Raw genomic sequence first — 16,927 nt, 5'->3', positions numbered from 1 at the left:
TTCTAGGTCTTTCTTTTGCCGTTTTTCTGCCGATTTTACAATTTAAAATATGAGATAATAGTATTGTGGAAATGAATATTTCTCTCTCAAAACTAAATACATATGTGGGCTAGGTTAAGGGATTCACCTAGCTTATATGAACAGACTAGGCAGGGCATGAGGATGCTGTAAGTTCAATTCTTACTATGTTCAAACTTATTAATACACTATATGTAGATATTTTGGATTAAGTCCGAATTTAATTCAAATGTCTAAAAGGGTGGGGCTTGGTAACCTCACTCAATTTGCAAGAACTGGTGTGTAATCTTAGGTTCGATTCCTAAAACTTGCTCCCTTAAATATAATATGTATCCCCTAAAAATAAGACTTTAGATTAATTTTAAAGTCTTATTTTTTTATTTATAAAGCAAATAAAGAGGTGGTGGTATGGCAAATTTGACTGAAAAACAAAAAAGGTTCTGTGATTATTATATTGAAACTGGTAATGCAACAGAAGCATACAAAAAAGCATACAAAAATAACAATCAAAGAACATCAGAAAGTAATGGAAGTAGACTGCTGAGTAATGATAAGGTTAAAAATTACATTGATGAAAGATTAAAGCAAATTGAATCAAAGAGGATAGCAGATGCAAAAGAAGTTATGGAGTATTTAACAAAAATATTAAGAAATCAAGAGAAAGAAGAAGTTATAGTAGTATCTGAAAATGGTCCTGAAATAATAAAAAAAGATGTAAGTATAAAAGACAGAAATAAAGCAGCTGAATTATTAGGGAAAAGATATGCTTTATGGACTGAAAAAGTTGACCTAGATGGAAATGTTGGAGTAACCATAATTGATGATATAGGTAATGTAGAAGATGAATAAAAAATTATCTGAAATAATAAATAAAAATTTCTATGAATTTTGGAAAGTAAGTAATAGCAATAAATATTTATATCATGTATTAAAAGGTGGAAGAGCTTCAGCAAAGTCAACTCATATAGCCTTTTGGCTAACTTTAGCTATGGTTAAATATCCTGTAAATACTGTTTGCTTTAGAAAGGTTGGTAATACAATCATGGATAGTGTTTATGAGCAATTAAAAGAAACTATAGAGATATTTGGTTTAACACATTTATTTCAGTTTAAAAAATCTCCAATGGAAATTATTTTTATTCCAAGAGGAAATAAATTTATATTTAGAGGTCTTGATGACCCACAAAAGATAAAATCTATAAAGTCAGCTAAATATCCAATTGCTTTTGCATGGTTTGAAGAGGTAGCAGAAATAAAAACAGAAGATGAGCTATCTATGGTAATTAATTCAGTGTTACGTGGAGAATTACCAGATAAATTGAATTATAAAATATTTTTATCATACAATCCTCCAAAAAGAAAGCAATCATGGGTTAATAAGAAATTTGAAACACATACATTACCTAAAAATACGTATGTTCATCACAGTATTTATTTAGATAATCCTCATATATCAAAAGCTTTTATTGAAGAAGCTAATGAAATTAAAATAAGAAATGAGTTTAAATATAGATGGGAGTACTTAGGAGAGCCTATTGGTTCTGGAGTAGTCCCTTTTTCTAATTTAGAGTTTAAAACAATAACAAATGAAGAAATACTTCACTTTGATAACATAAGGCAAGGTAATGACTTTGGATATGCAACAGACCCTATGGCATTTGTAAGGCTTCATTATGATAAAAAGAAAAGAATTATATATTTTATAGATGAAATATTTGGAGTGAAAATGTCTATAAGAGAACTAGCTTCTAAGATTAAATCAAAAGGGTATGACGATTTTAATGTTGTTTGTGATAGTGCAGAACCAAGAAGTATTGCAGAACTTAGAGAGTATGGAATAAGAGCATTAAAAGCTAAAAAAGGATCTGGTTCAATAGAATTTGGAGAGAACTGGTTAGATGATTTGCAAGCAATAGTAATAGACCCAAATAGAACTCCAAATGTCGCTAGAGAATTTGAAAATATAGATTATCAAACAGATAAAGATGGAAATGTAAGAGCTAAGTTAGAAGATAAAGACAATCATTCAATTGATGCAACAAGATATGCACTAGAGTTAGATATGAAAACACATGGAAGAGAAAGACAATATAACAGTAGATAGGGGGTGTAACATGTTAGATTTGATAGATATAATTCAGATGGAACTTACAGGCTTATATGGTCAAGAAGTAATACGAGAAATGGGTGAAATTATAAGGCTGTATGATAAGTATGAAGGTACAGGACAACATTGGATAGAAGAGGAACAAGATTATAAGCAAACAAGAAAAAGAACAAATTACATTAAGAAGCTAATTAAAGAAGAAGCAAGGTTTTTATTTGGAAAGACACCAATATTTACAATTAGCCCAGAAAATGACTTAGATAAAGAAAAAGCAGAAGAAATAAACAAATGTATTAACAAAATTCTAAAGAGAAATTTATTTTCAGATAAATTAATTAAGGCAGCTAGAGATTGTTTTATTGGTAAAAGGATAGCTATAAAACTACATGCAGATAAAGAAAGCAAGAGTTTAAAGATAATGTTTGTACCCAGTTTAGAGTTTATATATGAGCCTTTTGATAACCAATTTGATGAACTTAAGAAAATCGTATTTTTCCATCAAACAAATCAAGAAGTGGAAAAAGATAAACAGAGAATTTGGAAACAAAAATATGAAATGGTTAATGGGAAATGTATATTAAGTGAAGGTATATATAATGGTTATGGATTATGTATAGAAGAAATAGTAAGTGATACAGATTTAAAACTTAGTGGAATACCTTGTTATGTAATTCTTAATGATGGTTTACTTGGTGATTTAAAAGGTGAGAGTGATATAGAAGAGATATTTGATAATCAGATGGCTTATAATAAGCTTGCTTCTGAGGATATAGATACTCTTAAAAAAGGAATGAATCGTATTATATATGGTGTTGATGTTGAAGAAGAGTCAAGTAAACATTTTAAAATAAAGCCAGGTGCTTATTGGGATGTAGAAACATCTCAAACTGCTGACCAAAAACAAGCACAAATTAATACAATTCCTACTGACTTTGGATATGATAACAGAATAGAAAATTCACTTAATAGAATTAAATCAGATATGCATGAGGTATTGAATATACCACTTATAAATAATCAAGACCTTAAAGGTATGATGACATCAGGCAAATCAATGAAGGCTTTGTATTGGCAACTAATAACTAGATGTGAAGAAAAAATGAAATCATGGGGTCCAGCTCTTGAATGGTTAATACGAGCTATGATAGAGATGATAGAAGTATATAACATAGCTCAAATACCTAAATTAGATGCAGATTCCTATGAAGTGCTAGTTGAAAATCAGTATCCATTACAAGAGGATGAGGATTCTGAGAAATTACTTGATATTCAACAAGTAAATGCTCAAGCAATGTCTAGGAAAACTTTCATTAAGAAGTGGACTGATACTAATGATGATATAGCAGATGAAGAATTACAACAAATGTCAATAGAAAGACAAATATTAGAAGAAAGCTTCAATCTGGAAGAAGAATCAGAGGAAGAAACTGCTGAAAAAGAACCAAAAGAAGTAGTTGATGACTAATGACAAATAAGTTTAATAAGGCTATGAAGAATGCTGAAAGAGTCAGAGATATATCTTCAAATAAAACTACTAAGAAGATAAGACAATTATATAAAGATATAGCTAATGAATATGCAAAAAAATTAAATAAAGTTAACTCTAACACATTAACTGAACAATATTTAAGAGAAAGTATAATTTATTTAAGTAAAGAGTATGATAGGTTAGGAAAGAGGCTAAAAAAAGATATTGAAAGTGAAATATCAAAAGTAATAAAAACTACTACAGATGAACAATTAAGCTTTTTCAATAACATATGTGATAACTATTCAGTTAATTTAAAGCCACAATTCACTGATATGTTTAGTAAAGTTCATGAAGATGTACTAAGACAAGTTATATCTGGTAGCATGTACAAAGATAAAATTAAATTAAGTGATAGAATTTGGAGTAATATAGATAAAACTAAGAAGGATTTAGACTACATTGTAAGTAGAGGATTAGCAGAAAAAAGAGGTAGTTATGATATAGCAAAAGATTTAGAAAAGTATGTTAATCCAAAGGTAAAGAAAGATTATGATTGGTCAAAGGTATACCCTAAAAGTAATAAAAAGATAGATTTTAATGCCTATAGACTGGCATCCACATATATAACTCATGCGTATCAAAAGACAGCTAAAGAAAGCTGTAAGAAGAATCCATTTGTTAAAGGGATTAAATGGATGTCATCACATCATCCTAGAATGTGTAAGGTTTGTGCAGATAGAAATGGGAAAACATATATTCCAGAAGAATTACCATTAGAACATCCTCTAGGAAAGTGTACTTTTGAATATGATATTCCAATGAGTATGGAGGACATAGGGAAAGAGTTAAGAAGCTGGATAGATGGAGAAAAGAACTCTAAACTTGATGAATGGTTTGATGAATATGGATTAGAGTTTGCAGGAATAGAAGGAAAAGTTAATAAGAGTAAAGAGCCAACTGAAGATGAAATGTTAGCTTTATATAAATATATGGGTGGAGATGCCTATAAAATTAATGAGAAGTTAAGAAGAAATATTAAATTGACAGAAGAAGATGAATGGTTTATAAATAACTTAGATAGAGTTTTAGATAAAATACCAAATTATGAAGGGGATGTTACAAGGTCATTATATTTTTATAATCAGGAAGACTTAATTAAATTTTTAGAGGAGCACAAGCTTAGAAAAGTTAAAGAATATAGAGAATTTTTATCAACTACAAAAGGAGACACTTATAATCCTAATGCACAAGTGGAAATTTATATATTTGACTCTAAAAATGGGAAGAATATAAGCATGTATAATGATAAAGAAAAAGAAATTTTGTACAAGAGAAACTCTAAATTTGAAGTAATGGAAATTGAAGAAATAAATGGAAAATACTTTGTATTATTGGAGGAGAGAGATGAGTAAAGATGATAACTATAAAGAACCTTTTAGTCATCCAAGGTGGAAAGATGTACCATGGGGCGAAACTATTAGAGAAGTAGAACGAACTGAAGAGGAACAAGCAGAAATTAGGAAAAAATTTAGAAAAAAATTAAAAGAAATTGGAGTATTAAAAGAAGATTAAAGACACTTACTTAAATTAAAAATTAGTAGGTGTTTTTTTATTGCCTTTTTTAGCTATATGTAGGCGTAAAAGAAATAAATAGCAAACTATACTAGAGAAGCAAAACTCGTATAAAAGCGTAGTGTAGGAGGTAATAATGGAAGAATTATTAAAAAAATTAGGATACCAAGATACAGACATAAAAAACATAATTGAGGGTATGAAAAAAGATAAAATTTACACTTCTAAGGAAGAAAACATAGATGAAAGATACAATAAGTTGAAAGAACAAAAAATAGCCTTAGAAGAGCAAATAAAAGGTGCAAATGATACTATATCAGATTTGAAGAAAAATAGTAAAAACAGTGAAGATATAGAAGCAAAAGTGAAAGAATGGGAAAATAAATATAACGAACTTGATAGCACGAGTAAAGCCAAAATAAAAAATATGACTATAGACTATGCCATAAATTCTAAATTATCTGGAGTAAATGAAAAATATAAGAAGCTCTTATGCAAAGAATTTGATATTGATAAGATTGAAGTAAAAGATACTGGAGAAATTATAGGCTTAGATGAACAATTTAAAAACATATCAGAAACATATAAAGAATGGTTTGAAAGTTCTACTCCAAGTAATACTGGTTCACCAGGTAATTTCCCGAGAAAATCAAATGTAGTCAATAATCCTTTTATAAAAGAAACATTCAATTTAACAGAACAAGGAAAATTATTAAAAGAAAACCCTGATAAAGCTAAAGAATTTGCAGCTCAAGCAGGAATAAATTTATAAGAAAGAGAGTGATTTAAATGGCAGTAACAAAATTAAGTGATGTAATAGTACCAGAATTATTTAACCCATATGTAATAAACAAGAGCATGGAGTTATCAGCTCTATATCAAAGTGGAATAATTACAAATGATGCAAGTTTGAATGCTTTAGCTTCTCAAGCTGCACCAGTTGTAAATATGCCTTTCTTTGAAGATTTAAGTGGAGAATCAGAACAAATAATAGAAGATGCTGATTTAACACCAAATAAAATTACTTCAAGTCAAGATGCAGCAGCTATATTAAGAAGAGCGAAAATGTGGGCAGCTACTGATTTATCAGCAGCTATGGCAGGAAAAGACCCAATGGCAGCAATAGCAAGTTTAGTTGGAAGCTTCTGGGCTAGAGATATGCAAAAAGAACTTATAGCAGTTTTAAATGGTATATTCTTATCTGCAAATATGACAACAAATAAATTAGATATATCAGCCGCAACAGGAAATGCAGCAAAATGGTCACCAGCAGCTTTTATAGATGCACAACAGTTATTAGGTGATGCACAAGAACAATTAAAGGCTATAGCAATGCATTCAGCTACAAAATCAGCACTTAAAAAGCAAAATTTAATAGAAACTATTAGACCAGATGCAGGTCCAGACTTTGACGTTTATCAAGATAAATTAGTTATAGTTGATGATGGTTGTCCTGTAACAAAAGAAGGTGTTTATACTTCCTATCTATTTGGTAGTGGAGCAATAGCTTTAGGAAATGGTAATCCAGTAGGATTTGTAGCTACTGAGATAGATAGAGATAAGAAAAAAGGTTCTGGAGTAGATTATTTAATTAATAGAAAAACATATATACTACATCCAAGAGGTATAAAATTTACTAATGCAAGTGTAGCTAAAACAGAAGGACCTTCAAGATTAGAGTTAGCAAAAGGTGAAAACTGGACAAGAGTTTATGAACCTAAACAAATAAGAATAGTTGAATTTAAGCATAAATTATAAAATGTAGATTTAGTAGGTGATAGTATGGATTTAGAAGTTTTAAAAAATATAAAAATAGAACTTAGAGAAGAACAATCACCTTTTTTTTCTGATGATGAAATTACTTATTACTATAATAAAAACAATCAAGATTTTAAAAGTACTATGTATGAGTTATGTATATTAAAGGCTGAAAATGATAGTATCACTTTACCTGGAGGATTAAGCATGCCAGAAAATAAATTATACTGGTTAAATTTAGCAAAAAAATATAAGACAAATGGAAGTAGATGTCTATGATAGCTCAGAAAGTAAAGCCAAAGATAATTAAGGCTATAAATAAGATGCCAACAGAAGGTATAGTAAAAAGAGTTGGAGTAAATGAGTTTGGAGAGCCTTCAGATGAAGAGAATATAATTTGTAATGTAATAGGCTTATATCATGAAGGAAGTAGCTCCATAAGTCAAATAACAAAGGATAAAGGTGTTGTTATAAAAGATAAAGAGCAATATTTAATGGTTGTTTATGATGAAGATACAATAAAAATAAAACAAGGTGATTTTATGTATTTGGATAATAATAAGTTTGTTATACAGGACCTTGGAAATCAAAATAGAATGAATATTTATTTTGATTTAAAGTTAGGAAAGGTGAGATAGTATGAGCAATGGATTTAAATTTGATGCTAACAAACTACTTAATGCCTTAGTAAGTAGAGAAATGAAAACCAAAGCTGCACTAGGAGCTTATGCAGATACTTCATCTCAGTTACTAGAAAGTAATGCTAAAAATGATAGACCATGGAAAGACCATACTCATGAGGCTAAAAACAGGCTACATGGTAGTTGGGAATGGCAAGGAGATACTATAAGGATAGCACTTAGTCATGGAGTTGACTATGGATTATACTTAGAAAAAGGTACAAGACCACATGTTATAGAAGCAAGACCAGGAAGTTACTTATTTTGGGATGGAGCATCACATCCTGTTAAAAAAGTTAATCATCCAGGAAGTAGACCATATCCAATTATAATGCCAACTATAGAGAAATGTGGACCAAGTATTATAAGGGGTCTTGATGTGATTTTAAAGTAGGTGAAACATGTTTAAAAAAATATATAAATATTTAAAAAATAAAGGTTTTAATGTGTATTCAATTGGGCAACATCAAGGATTATGCATAGAGCCTTTTTTAGTTATATTTGAAAAAGGTTCACTACAAACAACAGAAAAAAATATAATAAAAGATTTATTTGAGATATATGTATTTTATCCAATTGGACAGTATTCTAAAGTAAGTGAATACAAGACAAATATTGAAAATGTAATGGATGAAATAGTAGGAATAAAACAAGCTTATGAAGCTTTACCTATTCTTATAGATGATGAGAAACAAGCTTATTTTACAAGATTAAGTTATTATGAAAACAAACAAATTAGGAGGTAATAAATATGGCAGTACAAATATTAAATCAATACCCACTTACAGATGTTGTATTAGTTCAAATTGAAACAGTTGAACAAAATCCAGTTACATATACATTTGATACATCTGATGAGATAGGGACAGAGGAAATCATTTCTGAAGGTGAAGAATTAACATTAAAAATAAAGAAAAAAATAATAGCAAATAGAGCAGCAGAAGATACAAGCTTAGGATATGATTTAACATTAAAAGACAATGTGTTTTGTCCAGAAATACTTCAAATAATGCAAGGTGGAACAATAGAAAAAGAGGAAGATGGTAGCTTTAAGAGATACTTAGCTCCTGAAGTAGGAAAGACTTTTTCTAAAAAATCTTTTAAAACAATAATATATAGTTCTGTTGTTGGACCAGGAGGAGATACTGGACAATTTGCTAAGACTACTTTCCCAAATTGTAAAGGAAAATCTGTTCCACTTAACTTTAAAGATGGAGAATATTATTCAAATGAATATGTTATAAATAGTAGACCTAATACAGGGCAATCTCCTTATGAGGTTGAAATAGTAGAAGAGTTGCCTAATGGTTATGAAGCTACAAAAGTATTTTTAGATAGTGCATCTGTATCAGGAGCAACAGCAGGAGATAAAAAGATAACAGGATTAACAGCAGGTAAAATATATAAGGTTACAGTTAATAGTAATATAAAATATACTTTAGCAGATGGAACATTAACAGATACTGAGTCTGATAAAGCAGCATTAACAGGAACAGAGATAATAGGATTAACAAATGGAGAAACATATAAAGTTGAAGAAGTTAGTGTAAGTATATAAATAGATTAAAGCTCTAGTAATTAACTAGAGCTTTTTTAGAAAGGGGACACAAATATGAATGAACTTAAAGTAACAAGTTTAGAAGAATTAAAGAAAATAAAATTGACTGAGGTAATAGAGGTTGGAAGATTTTTAGATGGAACTATGTTAGTTGCAGAAGTAAAGCAACCTGACTTAATGGCTCTTGCAATGGCTGGTAAGATACCAAACAGCCTAATGTCAGCATCAATGAGTTTAGTTGAAGAGAAGGAAAGTAAAGATAGTACAGGTGAAAAAGTACTAAAGAAGATGAATGATGAGTCTAATTTCTCAAAAGAAATGTTTGAAATGATGGATATAGTGGCTAAAGAAGTGTTAGTTAACCCTACATATGCTCAGATTAAAAAAATAGGACTGGAACTTTCTATTGAACAAAGATTAACATTATTTAATCGTATTCAAGGAGGTACAAAGTCACTAGAAAACTTTCATCAAGAGTCCACAGATATTGAGGATTCTAAATCAAGTGATAATGTACAACAAGATGCCTAGTGAGATATTAAGAATTAAAGATGAATATACCTCTTTTTGTTTCGATGAAGCTTGTATGTTTTTAGTAGATGCTATAAAAAATGATAAAAAGCTTAAATTTGAAAATGATGAAAAGAAAACTATAGATAAAAATGAGAGAAAAACTTTTGTCCAAATAGCATTAGAGAAAAAGAAAAAAGTTAATAGGTAAAATATTCTAAATGAATAGAGTGAATTAATGTTAATTTATGATATAATGATAATATAGATATTTTACAGTGTTCAATTTCTTATATACATTGGATGTAATCATTGAAAGTACTATGATATAAGCATATTTTGTGATATATCAAAAACACTACTGGTTACTCACTGCAATTTTAATATGGTTTTATATGTGTAAGGATTTAAAATGCTCAATTTATTTTGGGGTATTATATTAACTATGTGGTATGTAAAGCTTTATCAGACAAAGAAAAAGAAGCTTTAATAAAAAGTATTATATTAACTAAGTGGTATGTAAAGTTGCAGAAATATAATTTTGTTGTTCTAAATTTAATTTGTATTATATTAACTAAGTGGTATGTAAAGAGGTATGGATTCTACAGCAGCTACAGAAAAATTTTCAGGTATCATATTAACTAAGTGGTATGTAAAGGCTTCTCTAGCTATCGCTGCTATAAGCAATTGCTCATGTATTATATTAACTATGTGGTCTAAAAATTGAATAAGCGCACAAAACACCTACTTAAACATATAGGTGTTTTTAGTATGTTTAAAATATTTTTAAATAATTGGATAAATCTGCTAAATCAATAGACTAAATTATTAATTTTAGATAGAATTATATTTGAATAAATAATTTAATAGGGGAGATTATATTATGAAATTAACAAAAAAAGTATTAGTTTTGAGCATAATAGCCTGTTTTTCTGTAATGATGTTTGTGACAGGATGTACTAGTGCACCAGCATCTAAAATGGAGGAAGTAGGTCAAGAAGTACCAAAGGAAGAAGAGGAAGAAGTATCAACAGAAGATAAGGTTGACCTAAATAAATTTAATCCAGATGAACTTCTAGATTATCAGATGAATGAGTTTAAAAAGAGCTGGGATTCATTAGCATATGTAGAAAAAAGTGTAAGTAATGGTGAAATGCCTGAAAAAGGATTAAAAACTGCTGCTGATTTATATGAATGGCGTTTTGGAGATTTATATAAAGAAACTCAAAAATATAAAGAAAGTCATGATTTGACTGATATCCAATCAAAGGCTTTTGAGGAATTAAAAACAGTAACATTCTCAGCGAATTTATATTGCAAAGGGATATTAGGTGATAGCGAAGACTTAAAGAGTAGTAAGGACCTTTTAAATGAAGCACTTGAAAGATATGATAATTTACGTAATCCAAAGTAATAGTATAAATGAAGCACTTACTTTAACATGAGTAAGTGTTTTTTTTATACAAAAAATTAAGTGAAGGGAGGGAAAAATATGTCCTTAGAATTAGGAACAGCAGTTGGTTATTTAGACCTAGATGGAGGGAAGTTTTTTAAAGCTCTTGCAGATGCAGCTAAACAACTTAGTCAATTTAATTCACACACAAGAACTACAGGAAGTGCTATGACAGCAATGGGAAAACAAATTTCTGATACAGCAAATTCTTTGACACAAATAGGTAGACAATCAGCATTAGCAGCATCAGAATTAAATAAAATAGCATCAACTTCAAGTGGACCATTTTCATCACTAAAAAACTCTATAAAACAGACTGAGAATGAACTAAAAACAGCTAGAAACACAATAGATGTATATGCTCAGGGTATAACTAAGCTTACAAGTGAAATAGATAAGTCGAAGCAAAAGTACACTGAAATAGGAAACAAAATAGAAAGATATGAGCAACAATTAGAACGTTGCAATAGTATGTATGGAGAAAGTTCAGAACAGTCACAAAGATATAGAGAAGCTATTGAAAGACTTAAAAATTCTCAAACTCAGTTAGGCAATGAAATCGAAAATGGAGAAGATTCTTTAACTGATATGAGAACAGCCATGAATAATGCAGAGGCAGAAGCTAATAGACTTAGTGATTCATTAAGAAGCATGCCATTTGATGCTATTGGAACTAAAATGAAAGATATTGGGCAAACACTAACTTCTACAGTTACAACTGGACTAGTTGCAATGGGAACAGCAGCAGTAACAGCAGCTACAAACACAGAACAAGCAATGTCAGTTGTTAACTCTATATTACAACTAAATACAGAAAAGGTTCAAGGTGGTAAAAGTGAATGGGATGCTTATGCAAGCACATTAAAAGAAGGTGCTAATGAAATTGGAATGGCTTACGATGAATATGCTAACTCTGCATATAATGCGATATCTGCGAGTGTAAAGCAAGCAGATGTAACTGAATTCTTAGCACAAGCAGATAAACTAGCAACAGCAGGTTTAACAGATTTAGCAAAAGCTACAGATGTGTTGACAACTATTCAAAATGCGTATGGGATGTCCCAAAAGGATATGGCTCATGTAAGTGATGTTCTTATACAGACCCAAAATAAAGGCAAAATTACGGTGGATGAGCTAGCAAGTTCTATGGGTAAAATAATTCCAACAGCAAAAAGTTTGAATGTATCAGTTGAGCAACTAGGAGCTGGATATGCTATATTAACTGCAAAAGGAATTGCTGGCGCAGAAGCAACAACTTACATGAATGCGATGTTCAATGAACTTGGGAAAAGTGGGAGTAAGGCAGATAAAATACTTAAAAAATTAACAGATAAAGGATTTGCTGATTTGCAAAAAGAAGGAAAATCAACAGCAGATGTATTATTAATATTAAATGATTATGCAAAGAAAAATAGCTTATCTCTATCAGACCTATTTGGCTCGGCAGAAGGTGCAAAGGCAGCTAATGTTTTACTAGGTGATGCAGTTAATGAAACTACAGGAGAAATAATTGAAGGTACAAAGAGTGCTGATTCATTTAATCAAATGCTTAATGATATGAAAAATTCTACTGGACTTTGTGATAAAGCGTTTGAGCAACTGGACAATACTACAAAGACTAAACTTGAAGATGCATTGAATTCAGCGAAAAATATGATGTCTGATTTGGGTGAAGTTATGATGCCTGTGGTTGCTAAAGTAGCTGAGATGGCAACTGCTTTTATGAAAAGTGTCAGCGAAATGGCAAAGAGTAATCCTAGTTTCGCTAGAATAATTGTATCGATAGGAACTGTAATAGCAGCAATAGGACCTTTGCTAGTGATTCTTGGAACTATGGCAATTACAATACCAAGAGGAATAGATGCAATCAAAAATTTGGGTGGCACATTTACATTTCTATCAAGAACATTAGCTGTGGTAAGAGGAGCAACAATACCTACATCAGCTGGTATGGCTACCTTAGCTAAAGCTATAGCATTTTTGAGCACACCTGTAGGAACCTTGACACTAGCACTCGGAGCATTAGCTGTAGTAATTGGAACTAACCTAGTAAAAGAAATGAGCAAACCAGCTGTCGAGATAGATAACTTTGGAAAAGATGTTGATAAAAGTACTAAGAAAATAGTGGGTTCATACCTTGAAATGAGTGAAGAAATAACTAAGTCAGCCATGCAAATGCAGTTAGGAACTGTTACAAAAGAAATGGTTGATGATATGAGTAAAAATTTAGATGGATTAAAAGATAAGGTGCTTCCAAAGTTTGAAGAATTCAAATCAAGTGCTCAGGAAACTCTTAATGGATTGTGGAACCAATCAAGCGAGCTTAGTGCTAAAAGAGAAATAGAGATAACTGGAATAGTTTTGAAGTCTTTAGATGAACGAAAGAAACAATATGAAGAAAATTGTGACAGAATAATTGAAATAGGGGAAAAAGCAAGGAAAGAAAGAAGAGAAGCTACAGAAGCGGAAGGTAAAGAACTTGCAAGACTACATCAAGAAAACAATGAAATAGCTATTACTCTATTATCCAAAAGTGCATCTGATGCACTTATAATAAAAGAAAGAGTTCATGCTAACGATAAAAAAATGACAGTTAAGCAGGGGGCAGAGCTAAGAGCAGAAGAAAATAAAAACTATAAAGCTCGAAAGGAAGATATAGAAAAAGCTTATGAAGAACAGCTATTTTACGCAGCAATAGCAAGAGAAGCAGGTACAGAAGAAGCAAATAAGGGTGCTGATGAACTTGTAGCAGTGGCAAAGAAACAAAGAGAAGATTCTTTAAAAGAACTAGAAGGTCAGCATAAAGAAACTGTAACTGAAATAGAAAAAATGGTTGGAGATGGCATAAAAGCCTACAATGGTGATGGAACAGTCAAAAGTAAATGGAAACTATTTCAAGAAGGTACAAAAGAAGATATTAACAATGCTCAGAAAAACTTAGACCAATGGTGTAAGGATATAGATTCTAAATTTTCAACTTGGTGGAACGATTTAGTTGAGGAACTTTCTACTTTTTTACCTAAATTTGTCGAAGATTGGAATAAAGATATGGAAGTCATATCTAATAACTTAAGTACATGGTGGGAAAACATAAAAACTGGTTTTTTAGATTGGTGGAATGGTATATGTGAGGATTGTAATAATGGTTGGCAAAAATTAAAAGAGGATGCATCTACATGGTGGGAAGATATCAAACAAGGTATATCTGATTGGTGGAATAGTATATGTGAGGATTGGAAAACTGGATGGCAGAACTTAGGTGATAACTTCAACTCATGGTGGCAAGATTTAAAGGACAAATGGTTATCAAGTATGGAAGAACTAGGAATAGATACTTCATCAGTTTGGGGATTTATTACTTCTTCAATTGAAGAATCTTGGAATTTCATTAAAGATAAAGCAGAAGAAATATGGGATAATATAAAAGATTATATATCAGACAAATGGGACGAATTGAGAGACAAAGTGCCTATATTCGATACAATATCTAATAAAATTTCTACTGCATGGGATTTTATAAGTGGAAAAAAATCAATTTGGGGTTCTATAACTTCATTTATAACTGGTAAATGGAATGAGCTTAAATCAAAGTCTTCTATTTTTAACATAATAAGTAGTGTTATATCAAAAGCCTGGGACGTTATTAAAGGAAAAACTTCTATTTGGGATGCAATAAAAGACCTTATTAAGAAAGCCTGGGATGCTATAAAAACTGGAATAGATGATAAAATAACACTTATAAAATCAGCTATAAAAACTGGATTTGATAAAATGAAAGGGTTTATGACTAAGCCATTTTCAGATGCAAAATCAACTATAGATAGTATTATTGGTGGAATTTCTTCTGCTGTTGGTAAAGTTAAAAATATGGTGAGCAGTATCTTTAGGAGTGGTTCTATGATTCCTCAAAATAGTAATGGTTTTATTCAAAAAGATATGTTGCCAACACCAATGATGTTGAAAACCTCAGCCATAGGTTTTGCACCAAGTAGAGGAAGTATGCTAGATTCTATCAGCAAACTTTCTAATACCATGGCGAAAGGCATGGGCAGTTCGTCAGGAATAGTTTCACAATTTGGTAATGCAGGAAAAAATTCAGCAAAAGCATATTTAGATGGATTATCAAACATAGAAGAAGGATTAACAAATACACTTAGAACAGTCCAAGCAATAATAGGTAATGGAAACATAAAAGAAGCACAAGAAATTAAAAAGTTTAATAAGGAAGTTCAAAAGCTACAAGAAGAAAAAGCTGAAGAAATAGCAGAGTTAGATAAAGAACATAAGAAGAAACAAAAAGAAAGAAATGAAAAAGAAAACGAAGATATAAAGGAAGCAGAAGCAAAGAAATATAAGAATAAAAAAGAAAAGTTAGCAGCCTTAAAGAAAATAAAAGATAAGTATAATAAGGAATCTGTAAAAGACCAAGAAGAATATAGAGAAAAACTTGAAAAAATTAATAAAAAGTATGATAAAAAAGAAAAAGAAGATACTGAAAAGCATCAAGAAGAACTACAAAAACTTAGAGAAGAAAAAATAAAAGCTGAAAGAGATTTCAATAAAAAATATAATGATATTAAAGAAGATTATGCTGAAAAAGTAGCAAACTTAGATAAGAAATATATTGAGGACCAAAAGAAACTAAATGAAGAATATCAAAAGATATATGACTCAAGAGTAAAATCTTTAATGGATTATACAGACTTATTTTCTTCTGTAACATTTGAAGAAATTGACAATGATGAGTTAATGGAAAACTTAGAAGAGCAAGTTGATGTACTTAGAAAATGGGACACTGATATGGCAGATTTATCTACAAAAGTAGGTAAAGATTTGTATGAGGAACTATTAGCTAAAGGACCACAAGCCCATAATGAAATAGAAGCTATTAACAAGATGTCAAAAGATCAACTAGAAGAATACGAAAGATTATATCAAGAAAAGAAGAAAATAGCTGAAAGAAGAGCTAAAGAAGATACAGAAGATGAAAAATATAGAATAGAAAAAGAAATTGAAGAATTGAAAAAAACTTATGATGCAGAATATAGAAAACTAGGTCAAGAAATGCAAAAAAGTATAGAGGAACAAATTGAAAGTTTTAAGGATAAATTTGGAGTAGTGCCAGCTATGTTTATGGAAACTGGTAAAGATTCTATGCAGGGCATGATAGATGGTATTAAATCTATGCAAGGAGCATTGGGTAAGGTTTTAAGTGACATAGTTAATTCTATAAATAAACAACTTTCTAATATAGGATTTAAAGATGTAAATATACCTATAGGAGGAAGAAAAGAAGCAGCAAGGTTTAGAAATGAAATAGAAAACTTACAAAGTATAGCATACTCAGATACTCTGGCAAGAGGGATAGCCTCAAATAATTTACTGAAGGATGCAACTGTTAATATAAATAATAATAATAAAGTTGATAATGAAAAAAGTAGTGATAAGAGAGTTGAGTTGACTTTACATATAGAAAAATTTATAAATAATACTAAACAAGATGTAGAGCAAATAGGTTCTGAAATAGCATTTATTACAAATCGAAAATTAAAGTTTTAGTGTGACAAATATATTTTGAATATCCAGATTATGGTATAATGATTTTAGCAAGAAGATGTAACCTATAATCTAAGAGTGGAATTCATACAAACAAAGGTTATCCTCCCAACATTAAGAAGGGAGGTGATTATGTATGGATAATTTTTTACAAGGTGTACTAGCTAGTATTTTAGCTAGCTATATAGTTTACTTGATAAGTAAGTTATTTAGAAAATGTAAAAAACCACTCAAAGCTGGCACT

At 30.3% G+C, this 16,927-nt stretch carries 18 protein-coding genes; 17 read left to right on the top strand and 1 reads right to left on the bottom strand.

The genetic code is table 11. The annotated features are described in order from the left end of the window. Window positions 1–426: 426 nt before the first annotated feature. The 14 genes from Q3304_RS14895 (at window position 427) to Q3304_RS14830 (ending at window position 9,885) form a co-directional block, all read left to right on the top strand. Entirely contained in the window at window positions 427–867 is a 441-nt protein-coding gene (locus Q3304_RS14895) for a terminase small subunit (protein ID WP_407813571.1), read from the top strand. Beyond that, complete coding sequence (locus Q3304_RS14890) at window positions 860–2,122, top strand: PBSX family phage terminase large subunit (RefSeq protein ID WP_407813572.1); 1,263 nt, start codon at window positions 860–862, stop codon at window positions 2,120–2,122. Before Q3304_RS14895 ends, Q3304_RS14890 begins: the two co-directional genes overlap by 8 nt. A gap of 10 nt (window positions 2,123–2,132) precedes the next feature. Further along, the gene (locus tag Q3304_RS14885) at window positions 2,133–3,590 is read left to right on the top strand and encodes a phage portal protein (protein ID WP_407813573.1); all 1,458 of its coding nucleotides are present in this window, start codon (window positions 2,133–2,135) and stop codon (window positions 3,588–3,590) included. After that, window positions 3,590–5,008, top strand: a complete 1,419-nt coding sequence (locus tag Q3304_RS14880) for an ADP-ribosyltransferase (RefSeq protein ID WP_407813574.1) — start codon at window positions 3,590–3,592, stop codon at window positions 5,006–5,008. Before Q3304_RS14885 ends, Q3304_RS14880 begins: the two co-directional genes overlap by 1 nt. Continuing rightward, the gene (locus Q3304_RS14875; protein ID WP_021408085.1) at window positions 5,001–5,168 is read left to right on the top strand and encodes a hypothetical protein; all 168 of its coding nucleotides are present in this window, start codon (window positions 5,001–5,003) and stop codon (window positions 5,166–5,168) included. The genes Q3304_RS14880 and Q3304_RS14875 overlap by 8 nt, the downstream gene beginning before the upstream one ends. 136 nt (window positions 5,169–5,304) lie before the next feature. Next, window positions 5,305–5,940, top strand: coding sequence for a phage scaffolding protein (locus Q3304_RS14870; protein WP_054276809.1), 636 nt, complete (start codon window positions 5,305–5,307; stop codon window positions 5,938–5,940). A 17-nt stretch (window positions 5,941–5,957) separates the two neighbouring features. Next, complete coding sequence (locus Q3304_RS14865; RefSeq protein ID WP_021408108.1) at window positions 5,958–6,926, top strand: major capsid protein; 969 nt, start codon at window positions 5,958–5,960, stop codon at window positions 6,924–6,926. 24 nt (window positions 6,927–6,950) lie between these two features. Continuing rightward, window positions 6,951–7,205 (top strand): hypothetical protein, encoded by a 255-nt coding sequence (locus tag Q3304_RS14860; protein ID WP_021408084.1) that lies wholly within the window; start codon window positions 6,951–6,953, stop codon window positions 7,203–7,205. Continuing rightward, window positions 7,202–7,564, top strand: coding sequence for a hypothetical protein (locus Q3304_RS14855; protein ID WP_021426495.1), 363 nt, complete (start codon window positions 7,202–7,204; stop codon window positions 7,562–7,564). The genes Q3304_RS14860 and Q3304_RS14855 overlap by 4 nt, the downstream gene beginning before the upstream one ends. Before the next feature lies 1 nt (window position 7,565). Beyond that, window positions 7,566–8,000: a hypothetical protein gene (locus Q3304_RS14850; protein ID WP_407813575.1), complete on the top strand. Its 435-nt coding sequence runs from the start codon at window positions 7,566–7,568 to the stop codon at window positions 7,998–8,000. Window positions 8,001–8,007: 7 nt separating this feature from the next. After that, window positions 8,008–8,352, top strand: a complete 345-nt coding sequence (locus tag Q3304_RS14845) for a hypothetical protein (RefSeq protein WP_407813576.1) — start codon at window positions 8,008–8,010, stop codon at window positions 8,350–8,352. Between the two features lie 5 nt (window positions 8,353–8,357). Then, window positions 8,358–9,164, top strand: coding sequence for a hypothetical protein (locus Q3304_RS14840; RefSeq protein WP_021365403.1), 807 nt, complete (start codon window positions 8,358–8,360; stop codon window positions 9,162–9,164). 54 nt (window positions 9,165–9,218) lie between these two features. Further along, a complete protein-coding gene (locus tag Q3304_RS14835) occupies window positions 9,219–9,695 on the top strand; it encodes a hypothetical protein (RefSeq protein ID WP_054276806.1) in 477 nt (158 codons plus the stop codon). After that, window positions 9,676–9,885 (top strand): hypothetical protein, encoded by a 210-nt coding sequence (locus Q3304_RS14830; protein WP_107576397.1) that lies wholly within the window; start codon window positions 9,676–9,678, stop codon window positions 9,883–9,885. The genes Q3304_RS14835 and Q3304_RS14830 overlap by 20 nt, the downstream gene beginning before the upstream one ends. A 359-nt stretch (window positions 9,886–10,244) precedes the next feature. On the opposite strand, the gene Q3304_RS14825 is transcribed toward Q3304_RS14830, so the two are convergent. After that, window positions 10,245–10,418, bottom strand: a complete 174-nt coding sequence (locus Q3304_RS14825; RefSeq protein ID WP_407815447.1) for a hypothetical protein — start codon at window positions 10,416–10,418, stop codon at window positions 10,245–10,247. A gap of 139 nt (window positions 10,419–10,557) precedes the next feature. On the opposite strand from Q3304_RS14825, the gene Q3304_RS14820 reads away from it, so the two are divergent. The 3 genes from Q3304_RS14820 to Q3304_RS14810 form a co-directional block, all read left to right on the top strand. Beyond that, the gene (locus Q3304_RS14820) at window positions 10,558–11,088 is read left to right on the top strand and encodes a hypothetical protein (protein WP_407813578.1); all 531 of its coding nucleotides are present in this window, start codon (window positions 10,558–10,560) and stop codon (window positions 11,086–11,088) included. A 78-nt stretch (window positions 11,089–11,166) separates the two neighbouring features. After that, on the top strand, window positions 11,167–16,686 hold the full coding sequence (locus Q3304_RS14815; protein ID WP_407813579.1) for a phage tail tape measure protein: 5,520 nt from the start codon (window positions 11,167–11,169) through the stop codon (window positions 16,684–16,686). 133 nt (window positions 16,687–16,819) lie between these two features. Continuing rightward, window positions 16,820–16,927 (top strand): type I toxin-antitoxin system toxin (locus tag Q3304_RS14810; protein WP_407815450.1); only part of this gene is annotated, 108 nt, incomplete at its 3' end.

It is taken from the genome of Clostridioides sp. GD02377 (assembly GCF_045899875.1).
In the GTDB taxonomy this organism is placed as follows: Bacteria; Bacillota; Clostridia; order Peptostreptococcales; family Peptostreptococcaceae; genus Clostridioides; species Clostridioides difficile_A.
This window is presented reverse-complemented; position numbering and strand designations above follow the sequence as displayed.